The sequence below is a fragment of the Heyndrickxia vini genome, from assembly GCF_016772275.1.
In the GTDB taxonomy this organism is placed as follows: domain Bacteria; phylum Bacillota; class Bacilli; order Bacillales; family Bacillaceae_C; genus Heyndrickxia; species Heyndrickxia vini.
In genome coordinates this window covers 2,754,020-2,777,704 of sequence record NZ_CP065425.1, presented here as the reverse complement: position 1 = coordinate 2,777,704, position 23,685 = coordinate 2,754,020, and the positions used below count along the sequence as shown (strand labels likewise).

Annotated in this window: 24 protein-coding genes, 1 tRNA gene and 2 riboswitches; of the genes, 20 read left to right on the top strand and 5 right to left on the bottom strand. The window is 34.6% G+C overall.

The genetic code is table 11. The annotated features are described in order from the left end of the window. Positions 1-23 precede the first annotated feature (23 nt). From I5776_RS13890 to I5776_RS13880, 3 genes are all read left to right on the top strand, one after another. Positions 24-96: transfer RNA gene (locus I5776_RS13890), tRNA-Val, on the top strand. 381 nt (positions 97-477) lie between these two features. Further along, entirely contained in the window at positions 478-1,374 is an 897-nt protein-coding gene (locus tag I5776_RS13885) for a 1,4-dihydroxy-2-naphthoate polyprenyltransferase (RefSeq protein ID WP_202776984.1), read from the top strand. Between the two features lie 139 nt (positions 1,375-1,513). Further along, complete coding sequence (locus tag I5776_RS13880) at positions 1,514-1,675, top strand: hypothetical protein (protein WP_202776983.1); 162 nt, start codon at positions 1,514-1,516, stop codon at positions 1,673-1,675. Positions 1,676-3,263: 1,588 nt separating this feature from the next. Here the strand turns inward: I5776_RS13880 and I5776_RS13875 are convergent. The 4 genes from I5776_RS13875 to I5776_RS13860 form a co-directional block, all read right to left on the bottom strand. Further along, entirely contained in the window at positions 3,264-3,434 is a 171-nt protein-coding gene (locus I5776_RS13875; protein WP_202776982.1) for a hypothetical protein, read from the bottom strand. 180 nt (positions 3,435-3,614) lie between these two features. Further along, the gene (locus tag I5776_RS13870) at positions 3,615-4,595 is read right to left on the bottom strand and encodes a Gfo/Idh/MocA family protein (RefSeq protein ID WP_202776981.1); all 981 of its coding nucleotides are present in this window, start codon (positions 4,593-4,595) and stop codon (positions 3,615-3,617) included. 109 nt (positions 4,596-4,704) lie between these two features. Continuing rightward, positions 4,705-4,848, bottom strand: coding sequence for a hypothetical protein (locus I5776_RS13865; protein WP_201030040.1), 144 nt, complete (start codon positions 4,846-4,848; stop codon positions 4,705-4,707). Positions 4,849-4,936: 88 nt separating this feature from the next. Then, on the bottom strand, positions 4,937-5,386 hold the full coding sequence (locus I5776_RS13860) for an OsmC family protein (RefSeq protein ID WP_202776980.1): 450 nt from the start codon (positions 5,384-5,386) through the stop codon (positions 4,937-4,939). Between the two features lie 122 nt (positions 5,387-5,508). Between I5776_RS13860 and I5776_RS13855 the strand changes: the two genes are divergently transcribed. The 16 genes from I5776_RS13855 to I5776_RS13780 all read left to right on the top strand — a co-directional run bounded on the left by I5776_RS13855 (position 5,509) and on the right by I5776_RS13780 (position 21,639). After that, positions 5,509-6,564, top strand: a complete 1,056-nt coding sequence (locus I5776_RS13855) for a M42 family metallopeptidase (RefSeq protein ID WP_202776979.1) — start codon at positions 5,509-5,511, stop codon at positions 6,562-6,564. Between the two features lie 68 nt (positions 6,565-6,632). Then, on the top strand, positions 6,633-7,133 hold the full coding sequence (locus I5776_RS13850) for a type I restriction-modification system subunit M N-terminal domain-containing protein (RefSeq protein ID WP_202776978.1): 501 nt from the start codon (positions 6,633-6,635) through the stop codon (positions 7,131-7,133). A 155-nt stretch (positions 7,134-7,288) separates the two neighbouring features. Continuing rightward, positions 7,289-7,528: a YueH family protein gene (locus I5776_RS13845; RefSeq protein WP_202776977.1), complete on the top strand. Its 240-nt coding sequence runs from the start codon at positions 7,289-7,291 to the stop codon at positions 7,526-7,528. Between the two features lie 76 nt (positions 7,529-7,604). Continuing rightward, positions 7,605-9,173 carry a peptide chain release factor 3 gene (locus I5776_RS13840; RefSeq protein ID WP_202776976.1) on the top strand — a complete coding sequence of 523 codons (1,569 nt, stop codon included), beginning with the start codon at positions 7,605-7,607 and terminating at the stop codon, positions 9,171-9,173. A 358-nt stretch (positions 9,174-9,531) separates the two neighbouring features. After that, positions 9,532-10,929, top strand: coding sequence for a Na+/H+ antiporter NhaC (gene nhaC, locus I5776_RS13835; RefSeq protein ID WP_202776975.1), 1,398 nt, complete (start codon positions 9,532-9,534; stop codon positions 10,927-10,929). A 65-nt stretch (positions 10,930-10,994) separates the two neighbouring features. Further along, positions 10,995-11,199, top strand: a riboswitch (cobalamin riboswitch). Positions 11,200-11,313: 114 nt separating this feature from the next. After that, positions 11,314-13,227 carry a DUF4430 domain-containing protein gene (locus tag I5776_RS13830; RefSeq protein WP_202776974.1) on the top strand — a complete coding sequence of 638 codons (1,914 nt, stop codon included), beginning with the start codon at positions 11,314-11,316 and terminating at the stop codon, positions 13,225-13,227. Positions 13,228-13,232: 5 nt separating this feature from the next. Then, on the top strand, positions 13,233-13,808 hold the full coding sequence (locus I5776_RS13825) for a class D sortase (protein ID WP_246483791.1): 576 nt from the start codon (positions 13,233-13,235) through the stop codon (positions 13,806-13,808). A 12-nt stretch (positions 13,809-13,820) separates the two neighbouring features. Continuing rightward, positions 13,821-14,612, top strand: coding sequence for a DUF4430 domain-containing protein (locus tag I5776_RS13820; RefSeq protein WP_202776972.1), 792 nt, complete (start codon positions 13,821-13,823; stop codon positions 14,610-14,612). Further along, positions 14,563-15,495 carry an energy-coupling factor transporter transmembrane component T gene (locus I5776_RS13815; protein WP_202776971.1) on the top strand — a complete coding sequence of 311 codons (933 nt, stop codon included), beginning with the start codon at positions 14,563-14,565 and terminating at the stop codon, positions 15,493-15,495. Before I5776_RS13820 ends, I5776_RS13815 begins: the two co-directional genes overlap by 50 nt. Continuing rightward, the gene (locus tag I5776_RS13810) at positions 15,468-17,120 is read left to right on the top strand and encodes an ABC transporter ATP-binding protein (protein WP_202776970.1); all 1,653 of its coding nucleotides are present in this window, start codon (positions 15,468-15,470) and stop codon (positions 17,118-17,120) included. The genes I5776_RS13815 and I5776_RS13810 overlap by 28 nt, the downstream gene beginning before the upstream one ends. Then, a complete protein-coding gene (locus tag I5776_RS13805) occupies positions 17,102-17,788 on the top strand; it encodes an ECF transporter S component (protein ID WP_202776969.1) in 687 nt (228 codons plus the stop codon). The genes I5776_RS13810 and I5776_RS13805 overlap by 19 nt, the downstream gene beginning before the upstream one ends. 118 nt (positions 17,789-17,906) lie before the next feature. Then, entirely contained in the window at positions 17,907-18,056 is a 150-nt protein-coding gene (locus I5776_RS13800) for a hypothetical protein (protein ID WP_202776968.1), read from the top strand. Positions 18,057-18,061: 5 nt separating this feature from the next. Continuing rightward, positions 18,062-18,532 (top strand): hypothetical protein, encoded by a 471-nt coding sequence (locus I5776_RS13795; RefSeq protein WP_202776967.1) that lies wholly within the window; start codon positions 18,062-18,064, stop codon positions 18,530-18,532. 73 nt (positions 18,533-18,605) lie between these two features. Continuing rightward, a riboswitch (yybP-ykoY riboswitch) is annotated at positions 18,606-18,803 on the top strand. Between the two features lie 27 nt (positions 18,804-18,830). Continuing rightward, positions 18,831-19,601: a TerC family protein gene (locus I5776_RS13790; RefSeq protein ID WP_202776966.1), complete on the top strand. Its 771-nt coding sequence runs from the start codon at positions 18,831-18,833 to the stop codon at positions 19,599-19,601. Between the two features lie 197 nt (positions 19,602-19,798). Further along, positions 19,799-20,530, top strand: a complete 732-nt coding sequence (gene sigI / locus I5776_RS13785; protein WP_202776965.1) for an RNA polymerase sigma-I factor — start codon at positions 19,799-19,801, stop codon at positions 20,528-20,530. After that, positions 20,530-21,639 (top strand): anti-sigma factor domain-containing protein, encoded by a 1,110-nt coding sequence (locus tag I5776_RS13780; RefSeq protein WP_202776964.1) that lies wholly within the window; start codon positions 20,530-20,532, stop codon positions 21,637-21,639. The genes sigI and I5776_RS13780 overlap by 1 nt, the downstream gene beginning before the upstream one ends. 253 nt (positions 21,640-21,892) lie before the next feature. On the opposite strand, the gene I5776_RS13775 is transcribed toward I5776_RS13780, so the two are convergent. Beyond that, the gene (locus I5776_RS13775) at positions 21,893-22,084 is read right to left on the bottom strand and encodes an alpha/beta-type small acid-soluble spore protein (protein ID WP_066227883.1); all 192 of its coding nucleotides are present in this window, start codon (positions 22,082-22,084) and stop codon (positions 21,893-21,895) included. Positions 22,085-22,292: 208 nt separating this feature from the next. On the opposite strand from I5776_RS13775, the gene I5776_RS13770 reads away from it, so the two are divergent. Further along, positions 22,293-23,648 (top strand): TrkH family potassium uptake protein, encoded by a 1,356-nt coding sequence (locus I5776_RS13770; RefSeq protein WP_202776963.1) that lies wholly within the window; start codon positions 22,293-22,295, stop codon positions 23,646-23,648. Positions 23,649-23,685: the final 37 nt, after the last annotated feature.

Sequence of the window (23,685 nt, the reverse complement as noted above, 5' to 3'; positions counted from 1 at the left end):
TATTGTCTTACATATTTTATAGCGATCTGTTAGCTCAGTTGGGAGAGCACAACCTTGACAGGGTTGGGGTCGGGGGTTCAAGTCCCTCACAGGTCATACCATTATTGACACATTTCTTATTTTGGGATGTGTCTTTTTTATGGAAAAATTTAATTTTAAAGAAGTGAAAGTTAAAAAGGGGAAAATAGTATTAATCTAATTTCCTCATGTATTAACGCTTTAAAGTAAGTATAATATTTGATAAGACTTATCTTTCTTTTCCCCTATCTGTATATATTTTTTGTACCCAGTCCATGATTGGGTACTTTTTTTGTTCTTGTCCAGGACTTATAAAGAAATTATTACAATTGGTGTTTGTGATGATTCTAATAAAAAGTAAGTTTAAACGGTTTTTCTAAATTTTTTATATAACGTATTAAGTGAAAATATGATAAAATATTGAACGGATAAGTATGATTAAAGAAAGGATTAAAAATCATGGATACGAATCGAAAAAAGAACTTGAAGGTGTTGTGGAAGTTAACTCGTCCTCATACTTTAACAGCTTCATTTGTACCCGTCCTAATTGGTACTGCAGCTGCAAGATTCTATAATCATATTGATATATGGCTCTTTTTAGCTATGCTATTTTCTTGTTTATTTATTCAAATTGCTACGAACTTATTTAATGAGTATTACGATTTTAAAAGGGGATTGGATACCGCTGATTCTGTCGGAATCGGTGGAGCAATTGTCCGTGAAGGAATGAAGCCCAAAACCGTACTACAATTAGCTATTTTATGTTACGCAATAGCAATTATTTTCGGATTTTATATTTGTATGACAAGTAGCTGGTGGTTAGCGTTAATTGGGGTGGTTGGCATGGCAATCGGTTATCTATACACTGGTGGTCCACTCCCAATTGCTTATACACCATTCGGGGAGTTATTTGCCGGTGTTTGTATGGGTTCAATGTTTATTTTGATTTCATTCTTTATTCAAACAGGATATGTTAATCAACAAAGTATTTTATTATCTATTCCGATTGCTATTTTAGTTGGTGCGATCAATTTAGCTAATAATATTCGGGATATTGAGGAAGATACGCTTGGTGGAAGAAAGACATTAGCTATCTTAATTGGCCGGAAAAATGCAATCTATGTATTAGGTGTAGCCTTTGCTCTTGCATATTTATGGATATTATTATTAGTTGTGATGAATATTGTAAGTCCGTGGACATGTTTTGTCTTTTTAAGTCTACCGATTCCGATTAAAGCGATTAAAGGATTCGTAGGTGGCGGGGTTGGTATGAAAATGATTATAGCAATGAAATCAACAGCACAAACGAATACTTTTTTTGGACTATTGTTGGCCATCGGATTATTTATTGGTTAATAACGAGATCAAAGCTCAATTGCGACGCAGTTGGGCTTTTTTTTATAGGTAAAATTTATATCTCATTTTGGATAAAAACTGTTTTTTAAGTCAAATACTAATGTAGAGCGGTTATTTTATTATAAATGGGGTGTTGTAATTGCCAAACAGATTATTCAATTTTATTAAAGGAAGATGGACAGAAGAAATGTATGAAGAAATGGAAGAAGAAGAGCTTCCAGAAAGCATAATAGACGAATGGGATGATAGGACAGAACTATTGGATATTGAGGATCCAAATATCATACACTTAAAAAAATAATGGATTCGGGAATTCGAAGGTGTCTATACACTAGGAAAGAACGGACAGGGAATTTCGAATCTTATGGAGGTGTTTGTAGCACGGTTCTTACCTTAGGGTAACCGTTTCAGCAGGTTCGGAGCAGCTAGCGTACCGCTTCACCCAATACCGGAACCATAGCCGTGTGCTTTGCGTTATTATCGTACCGCTTCACCCAATACCGGAACCATAGCTGAGTGATTCGCGTTATTATCGTACCGCTTCACCCAATACCGGCACCATAGTTGTGTGATTTGCGTTATTATTGTACCGCTTCACCCAATACCGGCACCATAGCTGTGTGATTCACGTTATTATCGTACCGCTTCACCCAATACCGGCACCATAGTTGTGTGATTCGCGTTATTATCGTACCGCTTCACCCAATACCGGCACCATAGTTGTGTGATTTGCGTTATTATTGTACCGCTTCACCCAATACCGGCACCATAGCTGTGTGATTCACGTTATTATCGTACCGCTTCACCCAATACCGGCACCATAGTTGTGTGATTCGCGTTATTATCGTACCGCTTCACCCAATACCGGCACCATAGCTGTGTGCTTTGCGTTATCATCGTACCGCTTCACCCAATACTGAAACATAGCTGTGTGATTCACGTTACCAATGTCCCGCTATACCCAATTCCGGTACCATTACAGAGGTATACTCGCCATCATCATCCCGCCTCACTAAATTCACAGCTCACAACAAAAAAGTTTCTCTTATCAGACTGGTTCTAAAAACTAGTCCAGTGCATTATTAAGCCTCATTTTCATTACATTTATCTTTCCGTTAATTTGATAGGGATTGAAGCACAAAAAAATCCAGCAAGCTGGATTTTTCGGGGGGAAGTATCTGCTATATCGGATACAAATTAATCATAATGAATGTATACTAATATTTAGTTAATTTAATATTAAGAATTTGTTAAGATTATTCTCTAGCTAATTTTGGTTCTTTGTTTTCATTTTTTTAATAGTACTGGCACTGAAGGCGATAATGAATACGCTAAATGAGAATCCAAATCCTATAAATGGTAGATATGCTTCTACTAATTTCATTACATTCATCAATATCCTTTATCCTTTCTAAACTCTTCATTCTTCCGTTGGATTTCTCTTTAATATTTCAATTAGAATGGCAATAGCAAAAATGATCATTGGCACACCAAAACCAAAATATGCGAAGATTGACGTTATTAAATCCATAAATAATATCCATCCTTTTATTATTTGCTATTTAGTATTGCCAAAAAAATAAAAATAATGTAAAGGATTTTATTGGGACACATAAAAAATGGCTGCCCTAAGCAGCCATTTACGGTTATGTATACGTTTTTTAGGAAAAAGGGTAAAGCTCCATCACGATAATAAAGATTAGCATAAGAATAACGATAGTTGTGAAAGACGCTAGAGCTATTTTTTTCATTTGAGTTCCCCCAAAATAAGATAATCAAATAGTATCAAATTCCTATTGAATAAGCTATATTTCACTTAGAATTTAAAAAGGAGTGTAGTATACATTAGAGTTTCAGAAGATGAATAATTATTTTTAATGTGTAAAAATCTAGACAATTGAGCGAAATGAAAGTTCATGATCAGGATTTATTACATTACTTAGCAATTGAATATCCTTAAGAATATCTTTTCGGATTTCTTCACATTTACAATGATTGAAGTCTTCAAAAAGGCGACCAAGTTCTTTAATAAATAGTAAGTGTTCCTCTTCTCGTATCATCCTATTCTTCGCCTCCTAAGTATATAGTCATAATCATTATATAGTAACTATGTACCATAAGTGAAGGGGAAAATGAAATATGGGTCTAAAATTCCAGTGGAATTTAGGAGTGTCACAAAATCCATAAAACGCGAAGGTAGCATTATTCCTATTCGTTTCCTGGATTCTATGAAAAAATAGTTACTTATCCGTTTGAAAGATAATATTATTTTGCTTTCTAACTGTTTCTGTAATGGATAGAATTGTCTCACTAAATTGAATTAGTTTCATATAGGCATGATGATCATTATTCTCGATAATATTGGTAAAAGCATCGATTTCATAAACCATATCTAAATCTTCTTGGTTTACACTAATAGACTCTCTTTCTTTCGTTTTATTATTTATTAACTCCAAACTTGTAGGTGTTGCACTATTCATAATGATTGTCCCTGTTTCACCATGAATCTCGCTAGGAATATATGAGTGAGAAATCTTAGAACAAATGATTGTACAAACAAATTCATTATATTGGAGGATGAGTGTTCCGTTCCCATCCACACCACTTCGAAGAATAGTTGGATGGTAGGAGTACGTTACAGGCTTTCCAAAAAGTTTAATAGCAACAGAAAGTGGATAAACCCCTAAATCAACCAATGCCCCGCCAGAAAATTCAGTTGAAAAAACATTAGGAGTATCCCCATCTAAAAACGCATCATAGCGAGATGAATACTGAACATAATGAAGTAAAGCGCTTCGTATCGTACCGATTTTGGGTAATTGTTTCACTAATTGGTTTATGTTCGGGGTATGAATGTTCCGAATAGCTTCAAATAAATAAACTCCGTGATTATTAGCAATTGTATAAGCTTCTGTAAACTCTTTAATATTTGAAAAAATTGGTTTTTCACAAATCACATGTTTATTATTTTCTAATAAGAGTTTTGCATGGTCAAAATGCAATGAATTTGGTGAGGCGATGTAGACGATATCAATTTCTGGATGTTTTGCTAATTCCGTAATATCGTTAAAATAAAGTGGAACTGAATGTTTTGCTGCGAAGTCTTTTGCTTTATCGATAGACCTCGAGTAGACGGCTTTCAACGTAAGTTTCCCAGATTTACGGGCAGATTCAATAAAAGTTGAAGTAATCCAATTGGTTCCAATTGTTGCAAATCTCATGTAATTTCTCTCCTTGCATAAAATATGAATTATCCCCATTTTACACTTTTAGCTGAGAACAGTCATTTTATTGGATAAAAAAATGACAGCTAGAAGCTGTCATAAATTTTTAGCTCGGATCTACTTCATCCCAAGAAAAAGTTGTTACATTCGTGTATTCCCCTTTTTCAATTTCCTCGGGGGTAGCATCCCTATCTAATTCTTCTGCATCGTCCATCCCTGGTGCAATAGACGGCTTTTGATTCTTTTTCATCTAATCAATCCTCCTTCTTTGTTTAACCAATAGTTTTTCCAAAGGAAAGATTTTTAGAATAGAAAAGTATCTGTTTCATTATATCCGTTTAGTTTTCGATTACGACAATTGCTTCTAATTCAATTTCAACATTACCTTGAATGGCTCTTGAAATCATACAACTTTTTTCCGCCCGTTCTGCCAGCTGCTTCACTTTTTCTATTTGATCCATTGGATATTCTTTTTTCAAGACGACATTTGGACGATGAATGATTTTTTTATATGTAATAACCCCTTTATCAACTTCCACAATTCCTTCTGAATGTTGGGTTAAACTAGCAACAGGAATGTTTCGTCTTTCTAACATTGCTGCAAGTGTAATAATATAGCATGTTGCTGCTGCTCCAAGGAGCATTTCATCTGGGTTTGTTCCAATTCCCGGACCATCCATTTCAGGCGGAATCGAAATTTGTGTGTTTAAATTACCGGCATTTATTTCACCAACACTATTTCTTCCACCTGTCCAATTTGCTGTTAAATGAAAACGATGTTCTTCCATTTGTACATTCCTCCTCATAAATGATTATACATGAGCTTCGAAAAAATAATGCGTATGACTATTGTATTTCAAAATATTCTAATATAATAGAAGGAGAAAATTTAAAATAGGAGAGATCTTTCATGAATACATATGGTAATGCTAAAGAAACAATGGAGTTAATTAAACAACTTGTTTCGATTCCAAGTCCATCAGGAAATACAAAAAAAGTGATTGACTTTTGTGAGCAGTATTTAAAGGAAACAAATGTGGAAATGTACAGAAATCGAAAAGGCGGACTTATTGTCACATTGCCAGGGAAAAACACAAAGCAGCATCGTATGTTAACTGCACACGTAGATACATTAGGTGCAATGGTGAAAGAAGTAAAGGCAAATGGCCGATTAAAGTTAACGATGATCGGCGGTTTTCGCTGGAATTCGGTCGAAGGGGAATATTGTAAGATCGAAACTTCTTCAGGAAAAGTGTATACAGGAACGATTCTTATGCATCAGCAATCGGTTCATGTGTATAAAGATGCTGGAAAAGCCGAACGCAATGAAGATAATATTGAAGTTCGTATTGATGAAAAAGTACTAAATGAATATGATGTACGTAATCTTGGTATTGAAGAAGGAGACTTTGTTTCATTTGAACCGCGTGTGGAGATTACAGAATCAGGATACATTAAATCTCGACATCTTGATGATAAAGCAAGTACCGCCATTCTTTTACGACTGATCAAATTCATTAAAGAGAACAATGTTGAACTGCCGTACACGACACATTTTCTCATTTCTAATAATGAAGAAATCGGTTATGGGGGAAATTCGAATATTACGCCGGAAACCGTTGAATATTTAGCAGTTGACATGGGTGCACTTGGTGATGGCCAATCCTCTGATGAATATACAGTTTCTATCTGTGCAAAGGATTCTAGCGGTCCTTATCATTATGGATTGCGAAAACATCTTGTCAACTTAGCGAAGGAGAACAATATTGAATATAAAGTAGATATTTATCCTTTCTATGGATCTGATGCTTCAGCCGCGATTCGTGCCGGATTTGATATTGTCCATGGTCTTGTTGGACCAGGAATTGAATCATCACACGCATTTGAACGCACACATGAATCATCTATCAGCAACACCGAGCAATTATTATTCGCCTATGTACAATCAGAAATCGTCTCACTATAAGTTTTTTAGAACCTTAATTTTTGTCGGATAAATTAAGGTTCTTTTATATAGCTGAAAGGGGGAGTTTTATGTCTATTCCATTTGAACAGCTTCTTTCCAAATGCAAAGAAATAACACAAGGAAAACATTTATTTTTCGTTGAAGATTTACTTGTATTAAAAATAATTAATGATCTGTTTGAAAAAGAAAGACGGGCGATAAGAGAAGATTTTTTGTTAAGAGGCATTTGCAGTAAAGAAGTGGATGGTCTAATTGAAGAACCGGCTTATTTTAATGGCGTTTATATACCGAAAACGGCTCGATGGCACAATTTAATCGGATTACAACAAGTGGATCGTTTCGATATTTACCATGCCCTTAACGAAATAATAGAAAAAAATGATGTAGATCTTTCTTTGTTCAATGCAAAACGAGTAATTATCCCAACTGAACAACTTTCCCATTTAGTGGAATTAGTGGATTTTTATAATTTTTCGTCTGAAAATATAAAAGAAATTTACAGGATCATTCATAATTGGAGTCAGGAAAACGAAATAACATCGAATACGTTGATGTTATTACAGTCATGATGGTAGGACGGAGGAATGAAAGTGAAAGTCCGTGAAAAGTAGAAAGTGGAGAAGGGACCGTAGTTTGTTTCTTCTATTTTTTTTTGCAAATTGGCGAATTTGTTTTTTTCTCCGTCACTTTTCCCTTATAATATAATGTGACTGGAGGACGGGAAATGAAAATTCGTAAAACGATACTCAATGATAAAGAAATGAACCTATTCATATATGAGAATAAAAAAGATGAATATTTTGTTGTTGCTATTCCCGTTATAGAATGGTCTACAACTTATACATATGATGACTTTGGCGATATGTTATTAGGGAAGTTAATTAATTCACTTAGTTTAAAATTGGCAGATGAAGATGCAATAGCTTTAGCCCATCGAATCAATCAATGGACAAGAGAAATGTAGAAAGGTGATTCCAATGTGAAAATAAACAAGGGAATAGAATATAAATATTACTCTACAAACGAAAGGATTTTACAACATGACTTCTTTGAAAGACGAGGTTTTATCAAGAAGAACCTTTGCGATTATTTCCCATCCGGATGCCGGGAAAACGACCTTAACTGAGCAATTACTTTTATTTGGCGGTGCAATCCGTGCAGCAGGTACGGTGAAAGGGAAAAAATCAGGTAAATTTGCGACTTCAGACTGGATGGAGATTGAAAAGCAACGGGGAATTTCAGTAACATCTTCCGTAATGCAATTTGAATATGATGGAAAAAGAGTTAATATACTTGATACACCTGGACACCAAGATTTCAGTGAAGATACGTATCGTACATTAATGGCGGTAGATAGTGCAGTAATGATTATTGATGCCGCAAAAGGGATAGAAGAGCAAACACTGAAATTGTTTAAAGTTTGCCGGATGAGGGGTATTCCAATTTTTACCTTTATTAACAAGTTGGATAGACAAGGGAAAACACCTTTAGAGCTATTAGCAGAATTGGAAGAAGTACTTGGAATTGAATCCTATCCAATGAACTGGCCAATCGGAATGGGAAAAGAATTTCTCGGAATTTATGACCGTTTTCATAATCGAATTGAACAGTTTCGTGTAGAAGAGGATCATCGATTTATACCACTTAATGAAGAGGGAGAAATTGATGGGGATTCACCTATTAAACAATCTGGTCTTTACGAACAAGCGTTGGAGGAAATCTTATTATTAAATGAAGCAGGCAATGAATTCTCGAATGAACGGATTGCTAATGGTACATTATCACCTGTATTTTTCGGAAGTGCTTTAACAAACTTTGGGGTCCAAACATTTCTTGAAACGTATCTTCAATTTGCACCGTCCCCTCAACCGAGAAATTCAGATGCCGGAGTCATTAATCCAGCCGATGAAAATTTCACGGGTTTTGTCTTTAAAATTCAAGCGAATATGAATCCTGCTCACCGTGATCGTATCGCATTCGTACGTATTTGCTCAGGGCAATTTGACCGTGGGATGAATGTCACCTTATCAAGAACGGGTAAATCGATGAAATTATCGCAATCAACACAATTTCTTGCAGATGATCGCAGCACGGTAAATACTGCTGTAAGTGGAGATATTATCGGGTTGTATGATACTGGAACTTACCAAATTGGGGATACAATCACATCTGGAAAGCAATTATTAAATTATGAAAAGCTTCCACAGTTTACACCGGAACTTTTTGTCAAAGTTTCTGCAAAAAATGTTATGAAACAAAAACATTTCCATAAAGGCGTTCATCAGCTCGTTCAAGAAGGCGCAATCCAGTTATACAAAACATATCGCATGGAAGATTATATTCTTGGTGCTGTAGGACAATTGCAATTTGAAGTATTTGTTCATCGCATGAAAAATGAATATAATTCTGATGTTATTATGGAACCAATTGGATCGAAAATCCCGCGCTGGATTGATGAGAATCAAGTTAAAGAATCACTTTCTAGCTCACGAAGCCTTTTAGTAAAAGATCGTTTCGATAAACCATTATTCTTATTTGAAAATGATTTTGCACTTAGATGGTTCCAAGATAAAAACCCTGATATTAAACTAACAAATCCAATGGAATAATGACTGGGACAGGTGTAACAACCTGTCCCCAAAATTTACTCTTGATTAATTTCAATTTCATGGTATATTATATTCAAATGCTTTATTGCATAAAAGCTTAAAAGCGTTTAAGTGTAAAAGTTAATAATGATATTCCAAAAAACGGACATTAGTAATTCTATTGAATGCAGTACGAAGAGACTGAATGGGAGCTGAAAATTCAGGCAACAATAGACATGAAATACACCGTTGCTAATCATTTTGGATAAAAGAGTGAATGATTTCGGTCATTAACTAGGGTGGTACCGCGGAGAGCCTCTTCGTCCCTTGTCTTAGGGATGAAGAGGCTCTTTTTATAACAATCGAGGAGGTTATCAACATGTTTAATCGTAAAAAAGCTCATACACCATCCATAATAGAAGCATTAATCCTAATCGTAATCATTGTAGGATTAATGAGTATAAGTTTAATGAAATATTCTGCTGCACCACATATCCCTATTTTGTTATCAATTTTAATGCTTATAACTTATGGGCTTATGAAGAAAGTGCCATTTAAAATTCTTGAGGAAGGGATGGTAAATGGAGCGAAATCGGGTCTCTCCGCTGTATTTCTTTTTTTCTTAATTGGAATTTTAATCGCTGCATGGATGTTAAGTGGGACGATTCCAACTTTGGTTTTTGTTGGTTTTAAGATTGTGACTGTTCATTACTTCTATGCCATTGTTTTCGTTGTTACGGCTATTGTTGGAATGGCGATAGGCAGTTCGTTAACAACTTCAGCAACATTGGGAGTTGCCTTTATTGGAATCGCATCTGCACTTGATGCGTCCTTAGCATTAACAGCAGGGGCCATTGTTTCGGGGGCTTTTTTCGGAGATAAAATGTCACCATTATCTGATACAACGAACATTGCATCAACAATGATGAACGTAGATTTATTTGAGCATATCCGAAATATGGCATGGACCACTGTACCAGCATTCATTATTAGTTTTATCATTTATGCTGTATGTTCACCAAGTGTATCGACAGCAAACTTAAACAAATTATCTAACATTCAAGAAGCATTACTACGAACAAATTTAGTTCACTGGTACAGCATCATTCCGGTAGTTGTCCTAGCGATTTTTGCTTACAAAAAAATATCAGCGTTCCTGACATTAGCAGTAAATTCATTACTTGCAATTATTCTGTCGTTATTTCACCATATTCCTAGCGGACAAGAACTTTTCCAAATTCTTTTTAATGGCTATGTTTCAAAAACGGGCAATGAAGCAATCGATAGCTTGTTAACGAGAGGCGGTATGAATAGTATGATGTTTACCGTTTCACTTGTAATTCTTGCTTTAAGTATGGGTGGGTTGTTGTTTACCTTAGAAATAATTCCAGTTTTATTAAAAGCTTTAGCGAAAGTTTTAAACAAAATTGGATCAGTCATCATGGCAGCTGCATTTACAGCTATTGGGGTAAATATTTTAATTGGAGAACAATATTTATCTATTATTCTAACTGGAGAAGCATTTCAAAAGCCATTTGAAAATTTGGGACTAGCTAATAAAAATCTTTCAAGAGTATTAGAGGATGCGGGAACAGTTGTAAATCCATTAATCCCTTGGGGAGTGTGTGGAGTATTTTTAACGAATGTGCTCGGGGTTTCTACTATAGACTATTTGCCATTTTCCTTTTTTTGCTTACTGTCACCATTGTTAACAATTGTCTTTGGATGGACTGGGAAAACGTTAACGGTGAATAGTAAAGTGATTGCAAAATCGTAACGTTTTAAAGGGCACGATATCTTGACACTCTTTAAATATGTAGATATAGTGAAATATGTATTAAATGAATAGTGAGAAAAATAGGTTGATAGATAGAGAAATAGAACTATTTGTACTATCTGTCATGAAAAGGGAAGTCCGGTGAAATTCCGGCGCGGTCCCGCCACTGTAATTGGGAGCTCCTTAAAGAAATGCCACTATCTGAGGATGGGAAGGGTTTAAGGAGTATTGATCAAGAGCCAGGAGACCTGCCTATTTTTTGCACCTAACAACCTACGTGGATAGGGTGGTGTTGAACTTGAGGGTATTTTCGTTTTCCTCAGTCAATCCACACATCTCCGCTGAGGAGATGTTTTTTATTTTATTTTAATTGGGGGGAAACACGTGAAACAAGGGATTTTTCAAAGGCGAATTCTAGCTATTTTGACTGCAGTATTACTACTTTCATTACAGTGGTCAATATTCGGCGGGCAAAGAGTTGCTGCTGCTACGTTAGATAATGCAGCGATGGTGACAGTATTAAATGAAGATGGGAAAGCAATAATTTCTACATCTGTAGTGAAATTAAAGAACGATGAAAAAGCGATTAGTATATTAAAAGAATTGGCTAAACAAAAGAAAGTAGATTTTCAAACGAAGATTGACCCAAATTATGGTGAACAAATTGTAAAAATAGGTGATTCAGAACCGAAATTTGAAAATGGTGGACTTTATTGGAGCTTCTATATTAATGGCAGTGAAGCACAGGTTGGGGCATCGAGTTATACCGTTCAAAATGGCGATGATCTTTTATTAAAAGTAGTTAGTTATCCTGCAGCAACAATAAAAGCAAAGATAACTGCTAAAGATAAAAACAATAAAGACGTTCTACCAGAAACAGAAGTAGAAGTCGTTAAAGGTACGAATGCCTATGCTGCTTTAAGACTTGCAGCCCATACAAAAAACATTGATCTAAAATCTTCTATTGATTCTAGTTTTTTAGCATATGTAAATAATATTGGAAATACAAAACTAGCTGAAGGGGAATATTGGTCGACATCACTTAACGGTAAAACGATGGAAATTGGTCTATCCTCCTATGAAATTAAAGATGGGGATAACATTCAATTAAATGTGGTTGGAACTGAACCACCAACTGATACAGATGATGATAATGGGAAACCAGATAATAATGGCAATCCTGATAATAACAACAATTCAGGTGGAAAAACAGATGAATCACAGCCAAGTATTTCAAAAAAACAAATTGAAGCTTTGCTTAAATCCACAGCTAATTATGTATTAAAAAATGGCGGCGTCAATGAATTCGAGATTGTCGGTCTAAAAAAGGCGGGTCACTCTGTTCCGGAGTCTTATTTGAATAATATCGAAAGCAATATTAAGGATAATGAAGGAAATTTCCGCAATGTGACTGATTATGAAAGATTAGCAATTGGAATCACAGCTGCTGGCAAAGACGCAACTAATTTTGCCGGTTACAACTTAATTAAAAAGATTTATGAAAATGAACGGATGACAAATCAGGGGACGAATGGGATTGTCTATGCATTATTGGCGGTAGATAGTGGAAAGTATAAAATTCCGAAAGATGCTAAATGGACAAGAGAAAAACTAGTGGATTACTTACTAAAAAATCAGTTAAAAGACGGTGGCTGGTCTTTAGCCGGGAATAGTCCGAGTGTAGACATTACTGCCATGACACTTGCTGCTTTATCTCCTTATCAAAGTCAAGAAAAAGTAAAGTCTGCTATTGAAAGTGCAGTGGCATGGCTTTCAAGTAATCAAGATAAAAACGGTGGTTTTAGCAGTTCTGTTAATGGTGGAGATGCTAGTGAAACAACATCACAAGTCATTATCGGTTTAGCTGCAATCGGAGTTGATCCGAATGGAAAACAGTTTACTAAATCGGGAGTGAATCTGGTTCAACATTTATTATCGTTTAAACAAAAAGATGGCGGCTTTGCACATATTAGTAGCGACAAAGAATCTAATACGATTGCAACTGCGCAAGCGTTATTAGGGTTGACTGCTTACAATGATTATTTAGATGGAAAAGGTTCGATCTATCAATTTGTTACAATTGAATCGTCTAATAATCCTACTGATAAATCTACTGATCATCCAAAAACACAAAACGATAATCAACAGAAAAATTCAAACCAACAAACAGAAAATACTAGTAAAGGTGAACGATTACCAAATACGGCGACAAATTCATACAATATACTTATTTTTGGTGTAATCCTAATTACTTTGGGTAGTGTGTTGTATGTAAATACTCGAAAAAAGAGAGTATGATAAAAATGAAAAAAATTTCAGCACTGATTCTTTTAATAGCGGGTTTATTATGTGTGTTTTTCAGTGGCTGGAAAATTTTGAAGGGCCAACACTCTCAAGTGGTGGCTCTTCAGCAAGCTAAGGAACTCTCGCAAATAAATCCACTCAAAAAAAACGAAATCAAAAGGGCTGTACAGCCTGTTGATAAAAACATTTTAGGGATATTGAATGTACCTGCATTGAATGCTGAGCTTCCAATTATTGAAGGGACGTCTGACGAACAACTTAAAAAGGGAGTCGGTCATTTTCTTAAATCGGCACTTCCCGGGAAAAAGGATCAAATTGTACTTTCTGGTCATCGTGATACAGTTTTTAGACGTTTTGGTGAGTTAAAAAAAGGAGATTCACTACTAGTTACTTTTCAAGGCAAAATTTTCACCTATATTGTGGACCGGACAAAGGTAGTAGATGCAGAAGATCGAACAATCATCCATTCAACATCACCTAAAGAAGAACTTGTCCTTACAACGTGTTATCCTTTTCATTTTATAGGGAATGCACCGAACAGGTATATTATCTATGCTTATCCAAAATCAACATAGGAGATGGAACGAATGAGAATATTGAAATCTTTCGCCATATTGTTACTTACATCTCTGATCATTTTTTTAATTGCAGGTTGTCAAAAGGATGAGGTTAAACCTATAAATGAAGGAAGCAAAGCTTCAGACATTACTGCAAGTAATACAAAGGAAAATGATATAGCAAAGGAAGAAGATAACAGTAAAGAAATAGAAAAAAAGAAAGAGTCACCTGTTTCCAAAACAACATTGAAAGAAAGTGACAATAAGAAAGAAGAAAAAGAGAATAGCCAAAACGATACGAATACAAATAAAGATAAAAATACAAATAATAGTCAAACATCGACCGAAAAGAGAACGATAAATACAGAAAAAAAGCAATCTGTAACAGTCAAAAAAAGTAAAGAAACGAAAGAAGAGAATCAAAAACAAACGACTCAGTCAAAAGAAACAGCAAAACAGCAAAACAATCATTCGAAAAAAGTAACAAACCCACAATCAAGTGTACTGATAAGTGTTAGAGGGGATAAAAAAACAGGAACGATTCTTTCGCAAACAAAAGTAGCTATAAATAAGGGAGATACATTACTTGTTGTAACGAGAAATATCCTCAAAGAAAAGGGAATTCCTATAAGTGTGACCGGAAGTGGGGCGACCGCCTATGTTCAAGGGATAGCGAACCTTTTTGAATTTGATTTAGGACCTATGAGCGGTTGGACAGTTAAAAAGAATGGCGTATTATTAGATCGTAGTGTTGGAGCAGTAACTGTAAAGAATGGTGATCGAATTGAGTGGATATATACGACAGACTATAGTAAAAAATAATAGAGGATTCCGATCGTTTCATCCTTTTGTATGTTTTCTTTACTACATCGGGGCAGCGGCACTGGTTATGCTTTCAAAGCATCCAGTGTTTTTATTTATTGGAGCAATTATTCTAGTTGGTGTAAACATTAGTTTGGATAAAGGAAAGGCAATAAGGCAATGGTGGCGGATGTTACTCTTCGTTTCATTGTTCTTTTTAATCATAAATCCTCTTATTAATCATCGTGGAACACATATCTTATTTTATCTTGGACAAAATCCAATCATGCTTGAAGCAATTATTCAAGGGGTTATTTTTTCACTTTCGCTATTATGCTTAATGATATTATTCGCTTCTTATAATCTCGTAATTACTGCGAATAAATTTCTTTTTTTATTTTCAAAGTGGTTACCTCAATGGGCATTACTAGCTATGTTAGCCATGCGATTCGTTCCTTTGTTAAATCGAAGATTGAAGGAAATTCAGCAGGTTCAAAAAGGAAAAGGTTTATCAGTTACAGAAGGTCCTTTAAAATTGCGTGCAAAAAGTGGCATTCAGCTTGTTCAAATTTTGTTAACTTGGTCATTGGAAGAAGCAATCCAAACAGCTGATTCAATGACTGCGAGAGGGTATGGGATAAAAAAAAGAAGTCGCTACACCCCGTATCAAATGCGTCAAAAGGATTGGCTGGCTTTAGGATATATTACCTTATTGGGGAGTGTATCAATTTATGGATGGTATCTAGGTGATAATGTGCTTGCGATTAATCCGATTTTGGAAACTATCGGTTTAATCGGCAGGGAGTGGTTCTTTCTTTTAATATTTGTGATATACATCGGATTTCCACTTATTATAGAAGGTAGGGAGGCATTTATATGGCATTATTGGAATCGAAAAATGTAAGTTTTCATTATCCGGATGAGCCTCATCCTGCATTGGACAATGTGTCATTTTGCGTCAATGAAGGCGATTTTATTGTCTTATGCGGAGCATCTGGAAGCGGAAAATCGACCCTCCTGCGTTTATTAAAAAAGGAAGTTTCTCCCCATGGGAGGTTTTCTGGGGATATTTACTATAATGACCAACCAATTTTTAAGTTAGATTCAGAAGTAGCGGCAAAAGAGCTCGGCATAGTCTTTCAAGACCCAGAAAATCAATTAGTGATGGATCAGGTGATGGAAGAGCTAATATTTGGAATGGAAAATATGGGCTTTTCAACTGAATATATGAGAAAAAAAGTAGCTGAAATGATTCACTTTTTTGGTCTAGATGATTTGTTGGAGAAAAAGACATATGAGCTTTCAGGAGGTCAAAAACAACTTGTCAATTTAGCTTCTATCCTACTATTAGAGCCAAGGGTATTATTGCTAGACGAACCAACAGCACAATTAGATCCAGTTGCAGCTAAGGAATTTATTGGAATGCTTCATCGTATGAACGAGGAATTTGGAATTACCGTTATTATTGCCGAACATCGCTTGGAAGAATTATTTGCATTGGCCGATCGAGCGATTATAATCGACCGAGGGAATGTTATTTATGATAGCACACCCCGCAATGTTACACTGCAGATTGGTAAGAATGCTGAAAATAATCTCTACTCATACTTACCTAGCCCTGCTATTTTATATTTGGAGCATTCATTAAATATACAAAATGGAGAGCTTCCGCTTACAGTTAAAGAAGGAAAGGTATGGCTAAAAAAACTTGAAATTGAAGAGGTATCTACAGAAAGTAAAGAAGACATTAGAGAAGGCACGCTTTTGCTGCAATTGAAAAATATTGATTTTCAATATACGAAGGAACAACGAAAAATACTAGATTGCTCGTCACTTTCTGTTTTTGAGGGAGAGGCACTCGCGATTGTTGGTGCAAACGGGACAGGAAAATCAACCCTTTTAAAAATCATGGCAGGAATAGAAAGACCTCAAAGAGGGTCAATTCTTTATAAAGGGAAGAAAATAAAAAAACATGACCCATTAGAAATTGGGTATTTACCGCAAAATCCTAAGTTATTTTTTTTACATGATACAGTGGAAGCTGAACTTGATGAAATTATTATACATCATCAACTAAATGAGGGAAAAACGAGGGCGAAGGAACTTCTTGAATGGTTTCAATTATCTAGCCTAGCAAGTAGACACCCATATGATTTAAGCGGTGGAGAATTACAAAAAGCAGCACTTGCTGGAGTATTGCTGCCTGATCCAAAAATTCTGCTCATCGACGAACCGACAAAAGGTTTAGATCCTGAAGCAAAAAAGCGATTTGGTGAGTTATTGATTCGTTTAAGGAAATCAGGGGTTACGATTGTGTTAATAACACATGATATAGAATTTGCCGCACAGTATGCAACGAGATGTGCAATGCTATTCCAAGGAAACATAACTGTAACGGCACCTGTGCATAGTTTTTTTTCTGGAAATACTTTTTATACGACAACAGTTAATCGAATGATCAGGGGAAGCAGTGCACCAAATGTTTTGACGGTGGAGGAGGCAAGGACAAAATGGCGCGTCATCAAGTAATATTAATGAGCTCCGCGATTATTCTTACCGTCATGCTTATTTTGATAACTCTTTTTATTCAACATCATTATATGCTAGCTAGCGTCTTATTCGTTATTCTAACGTTTCTACCATTTGTTATTCGATTTGAAAGAAGAAAAATATCGGGAAGAGAGCTTGTCTTACTTGCTGTACTTTCAGCGATAGCTGCTGTATCAAGAGTTCCATTCGCGTCCATTCCTAGTGTTCAGCCAACGACATTTGTCATTATTATTACGGGTTTAGCCTTAGGTGCAGAAAGTGGTTTTGTTGTCGGTGCATTAGCTGCACTAGTATCAAATCTTTTTCTTGGCCAAGGTCCTTGGACACCATGGCAAATGTATTCATGGGGAATGATTGGACTAGCAGCGGGCTTACTACGTCACACAAAATTTATGAAATGGTCAATTGGTAGGTATATATTTGGTTTTATTTCGGGAATATTATTTGGATGGGTTATGAATATATGGATTTTTATGGGTAATATTGAACAAATTACAATTTCACATATACTTGCTTCCTTTGGAACAAGTTTTTATTTTGATCTAGCTCATGCTGTATCGAATGTTTTTTTTCTTGCCGTTTTCGGTAAAGCGTGGATTAAAATACTCCTACGATTCAAAAAAAAATATGGATTACTTGATCATTAAATCATCACTAACCAACAACTTTACATAATCAGATATTATTTTCTTTATTTGTTTCTCGGTATAAGAATAAATATTCGCTATTTGGTAATTATATGGTTATGAATAGGAGGAAATGAATATGGAAAATAATGACTGGAGAGAGTTGGATTTTTCAAGTTTTTGGATTGGCTATTTAAGCGACAGCTTTCCTGACAATATGACAACCTATGAGATGGACGAGGAATTTACCCCTTTGCTTAATGATACAAAAACTACTGAATTTTCCTAAGAATTATGAAGAAAAACGAACCATTAGAAGCTATTCTGTGGAGTGTTGCTTTACCAGGATTTTCTCAACTTTTATCCGGCTCCTATATCAAAGGGTTATTATTTGTAGGACTTGAATTTATAATAAATGTTAACAGTCATTTTAATAAAGGTATTATGCTAAGTTTTTTAGGGAAAACAACTGAAGCAGCCAACATAATTGATTATCAATGGTTAATGTTTTACCCTTGTTTGTATATGTTTGCAATGTGGGATGCCTATAAGGCTGCACGGGAAAAACCAAAAAAATATGATTATCTCCCATTTGCATTTGGTGCTTATTTTGTAACGATCGGACTAATGTATTCACCGATAGTAAAGGTGAAAAGTATTTTTTTTGGTCCCATCTTTCTACCAATGATTTTCTTGATTCCTGGTTTATTCATAGGTTTTATCATTCGCTATATCATTTTATTGTCGAAAAAGGAAGACTATTAACTATGTGAAAAATTTATAGTTGTATATTTGCGCTAACTCCTTTATACTTGAAATATAAATTAAATAGCTTTTGACGAATGTCAAAGGGGAGTAGCGTTAAATGTTTTAAGACACGAAAGCATTTATTTGTGACTTAAACATTTAAAACAAAGTCGTCATTACATGGATTTTAAGTCCATCGGCTTTGTTGGCATGAACGATGTCTAGCAAGACCTTTGCCTATATTAGGCAGAGGTCTTTTTGTCTGTATAGGGTTTCGTCAATTATCTTCAAAAATTAAAAAGGGGAGAAATCTTATATGGACTTTTCAATGCTACTAGAATATGGATGGGTATTACTAATTTTAATTGGGCTGGAAGGAATCCTTGCAGCAGATAATGCGGTCGTTATGGCCGTAATGGTTAAACATTTACCGGAAAAAAAGCAAAAAAAAGCATTGTTTTACGGTCTGCTTGGAGCATTTGTGTTTCGATTTACAGCATTATTCTTAATTTCATTATTAGTAAATGTATGGCAAATTCAAGCAATAGGAGCAGTATATTTGCTTTATATTGCGATACACCATATTTTAAAGCACAAAACTGGTAAAACAAACATCAAAAATAAGGAGAAAAAGAAAGAACCTTCTTTCTGGATGACTGTTTTAAAAGTGGAGCTGGCGGATATAGCCTTTGCAATCGATTCAATGTTAGCCGCTGTAGCTTTAGCGGTAACGTTGAGACCAACTGGCTGGACAAAAATAGGCGGCATTGATGGTGGACAGTTTTTAGTCATGCTTCTTGGTGGAATTATTGGTTTAGTTATCATACGTTTTGCGGCTAAATGGTTTGTGAATTTATTACAAAAATATCCTACCCTTGAAACTGCAGCATTTTTAATAGTTGGTTGGGTTGGAGTAAAATTAGCAGTATTTACATTGGCACACCCAAGTGTGCATATATTAGATAAACATTTTCCCGAATCACTTGTGTGGAAACTTATATTTTGGGTAGTTCTCGTTGGTATAGCGGTAAGTGGTTACTTAGTTTCACGAAAAAAAGAACAGGAACAAATAAGCCAAAGCGCATAAGTTAAATCTAAAAATGAAAACTGTTGGATTGATATGTTAATCATTTCCAACAGTTTTTTTTCATTTATTATCATTCTGAACCCTCAAAAAATCGGAGTGTTTTTTCGAAACGTATGATGAAACAAATTTGTAAATAGATAGAAAACTTATTAAACACCTCATCCATGCTATAATTAGTGGATAATGAGGTGAATTTCATGCTAAATTGTTTAGTCCAAGAACGGAATCAAATGTCATTAGAAGAAATGGCTCAATCAGCCCAAAATGGTGATGAAAACATATTAAATCAATTACTTCAAGATTATCAGCCATTCGTAAAGAAGACTGTTTCTTCAGTATGTAAGCACTATATTAATGATAGTGATGATGAATTTAGCATTGGACTCATTGCCTTTAATGACGCCATACATAAGTTTGACCAAAGCAAAGGTACTTCTCTTTTATCTTTTGCAGAAGTCATTATTAAGAGAAGAGTAATTGATTATCTTAGAAGTAACAATAAATATAAGGATTTAAGCTTCGATGGAGGGTTAAATGAAGAGGAAAATTCTCTGACCTTTGAAAATACATTATCTGTTGATGAATATAATCGAAACATCGATAATGAAAAAAGAAAAGACGAGATTAGTCGATTTTCTGTCCTTTTGCAAACATTTGGTTTGAAATTTAAGGATTTAGTTAAACATTCACCTAAACATGAGGATGCAAGAATAAATGCAATACAAGTTGCTAGAACATTGGTTAGTGATCCAGAGCTTTTACAATATATGAACGATAAAAAAAGATTACCAATTAAAATGCTGGAAAGTAAAGTGAATGTGAGTCGAAAAACACTGGAACGTAATCGAAAATATATTATTGCCATCGCTTTAATTATTTCATTGGATTTTGTTTATTTAAGGGAGTACGTAAAAGGGCGGTTATCATAATGAAAAAGGGTGTCATATTAGAAATAAAAAACAAACATTTGGTCATGCTGACTCCTGAAGGGGAATTCATTAAAGGTAAGAAAACCGAAAATACATACGACATTGGGGAAGAAATTTTTTTTGAAACATATGAAAGAAAACCTGCAAAGCGGGTCAAATATACTTTATGGTCATGTGCATCAGGACTTGTTGCTGTATTTATAATAGGATTGGTGTTCTTAAATCCATTTGAAAAAAATAAGGCATATGCTTACGTGACAATGGATATGAATCCAAGTATCGAGTTTGTTTTAGATAAAGATTTCCATGTTATTCGGACGAATGCGTATAATGAGATAGGTGAGAAGGTATTAACATCTACGAAATTTGATAAGGATCAATCCTTTGCAACTGTTGCTAAAACAATAATGAATACATGCATTGCCATGGGCTATATAAAACAACAACAGAATATTATCATCGCTTCAATAATTAACAAAGAAAATCAACCAAAGGATGATTTACTTGATCGTAAAATTAAAGAAGTTCAAACGGCTGCAAAAAAAATTGAAGCTAAGATTGAGGTTGTAAAGGGATCAATTAAAGAAAGAAAAACTGCTCGTAAACAAGGGATATCTCCAGGAAAATTCATTGCAGAGAAAAAAAGAAAAAATGAATCAACAATTGACCAAAATCCAACAAATAAAGAGACTGAAATTAAAAAAATTGAAAATGAAATTCAAATAACTCCAAATAAAGACAGGAATAAAGAAAAGTTACCGGTAAAAAAAATAAGCGTTTCTGAAATACATAAACAAGAAAAAGGAAAACTTTCTAAACGTAATAATAAAGTTATCAAGCATCATAACCATCATCATAAAATAAAGAATCAAGAAACAGCGAATAACCGAAAGAATGGTATTCGATCAAATGTAAAAAGCAATGATGTATACCGAAAATATGAAAAGCATCACAATAATCATCAAAATAAACATAGAAGAGATAAATATAATATGAATCCCGCCACCAGTAAAAAAATACAGAAACATAGGGGAAAACATAAAGATAAAGTAAAGAGAAGAAATTTTCCACATAACATGCATGGAAAATATCACAAAAATAAAGAGTAAATCCAACTTTAAAAGTGGATTACTCTTTATTTTTTCTTTTGAGAGAAGAAAGTATAAATTTTATAGGATTAATGTTCCTAATAAATATCTGCTTTGTCTAGCTCCAGCGCCTATCGACTAGAAAACTTCAGGACTTTTCCCTACGATAAGTCAACATCGATTCGCCTTACATCACCCGCGTTTCCTTTATCTCAGTCAAAGTCCTTCCAGTTTTTACGTCGATGAGCAAGGCGCTTGCGCTTTTCTAATACTTTTATTTGCCTGAAAGCTCAGACTGTGCTTGTTTTACAAGACGTTTTGTAATTTCTCCGCCTACGGATCCATTTGCACGTGATACGGTATCTGAACCAAGATTTACTCCAAATTCTTGGGCAATTTCATATTTCACTTGATCCAAATATTGTTCTACTCCTGGGACTAATAATTTATTGCTGCTTCTTGCCATTTTAAAATACCCCTTTCGAAAATTAATAAAAATCTTGTATTACTATTATGTTTAATAAGTGTGATAAACATGAATGGTAAAAGGTTGTAATCTAGTTAAGGAGTTCTAAAACGTATTTGTTAATAATTTTCCTTTTAATCGCCGCCATTCTTCTATATATTAGAAGGAGTAAGAAATTGATTTATTGGTTGGAAAGGAATCTTGTTTAATGAGACATTATTTACAATCGAAATTAAGAAAATTAACGCCGTTTCAATTAATTGTTTATTATTATTTTTTAACCGTATCTATCTCTTCAATCTTTCTTCGTCTGCCTTTTGCACATAAACCGGGAGTCCACACTAGTGTCCTCGATACAATTTTTGTAGCAGCGAGTGCAGTAAGTGTAACAGGTTTGTCGACAGTAAATATATCAGAAACCTATTCCACAAGCGGAATAATTATATTAATGCTTATTTTGCAAATTGGCGGGATTGGAATTATGTCGATTACAACGTTTTTTTGGTTAATCCTTGGAAAGAAGATTGGTTTGAAACAACGTAAACTAATTATGACGGATCAAAACCAAACAAATCTTTCAGGTTTAGTTAAAATGTTGAAATTAATTTTGGTTTTAATTTTAATGATTGAATTAATCGGTGCCCTAATATTAGGGACATATTTTTTAACTTATTATTCTGATTGGAAAGTTGCATACTTACATGGATTATTTGCGTCGGTTAGTGCAACAACTAATGCAGGATTTGATTTGACTGGGCAATCTCTTATACCATTTGCTAAAGATTATTTTGTACAATTTATCAATATGATTCTTATCACACTTGGGGCAATCGGTTTCCCTGTTTTATTGGAGCTTAAAGAATTTTTATTACGTAAGAAAAACGCTCCTAAATTTCACTTTTCATTATTTACTAAAATAACAACTTCAACATATGGAATATTATTTATTTTTGGGACAATCGCTATATTTTTGTTAGAAAAAGATTTGTTTTTAAAGGGAAAGGATTGGTATGATGCCTTTTTCTATACTACCTTTCAATCGAATACTACGAGAAGTGCCGGTCTATTAACAGCAGATATTAATCAATTCTCTTCACCAACATTGTTAATTATGTCCGGATTAATGTTTATTGGTGCTTCACCAAGTTCAGTTGGGGGAGGAATCCGTACAACAACATTTGCAATTATTGTTTTATTTATTATTCATTTTGCAAAAGGGAATCGGAATATAAAAATTTTTAAGCGGGAAATTCATGAGATGGATGTATTAAAGGCATTAGCCGTATTTATCATTGCTTCATTTATTTGTATCGTTTCGGTTATTCTTTTATCCATAACTGAACACGAAAGTTTGCTTTCAATAATATTTGAGGTTTGCTCTGCATTTGGTACGACAGGGGCATCGTTGGGAATTACTCCTGATTTAACGATATTTGGAAAATGCTTATTAATTGTTTTAATGTTTATTGGAAGAGTAGGGATTGTTTCGTTAATGTACATGATGGGAGGAAGAGATCAGTCGAATAATTATCATTATCCAAAAGAACGACTAATAATTGGATAATCTCTTTTGGTTTATTCAAAATGGTTTTGGAAAAAAC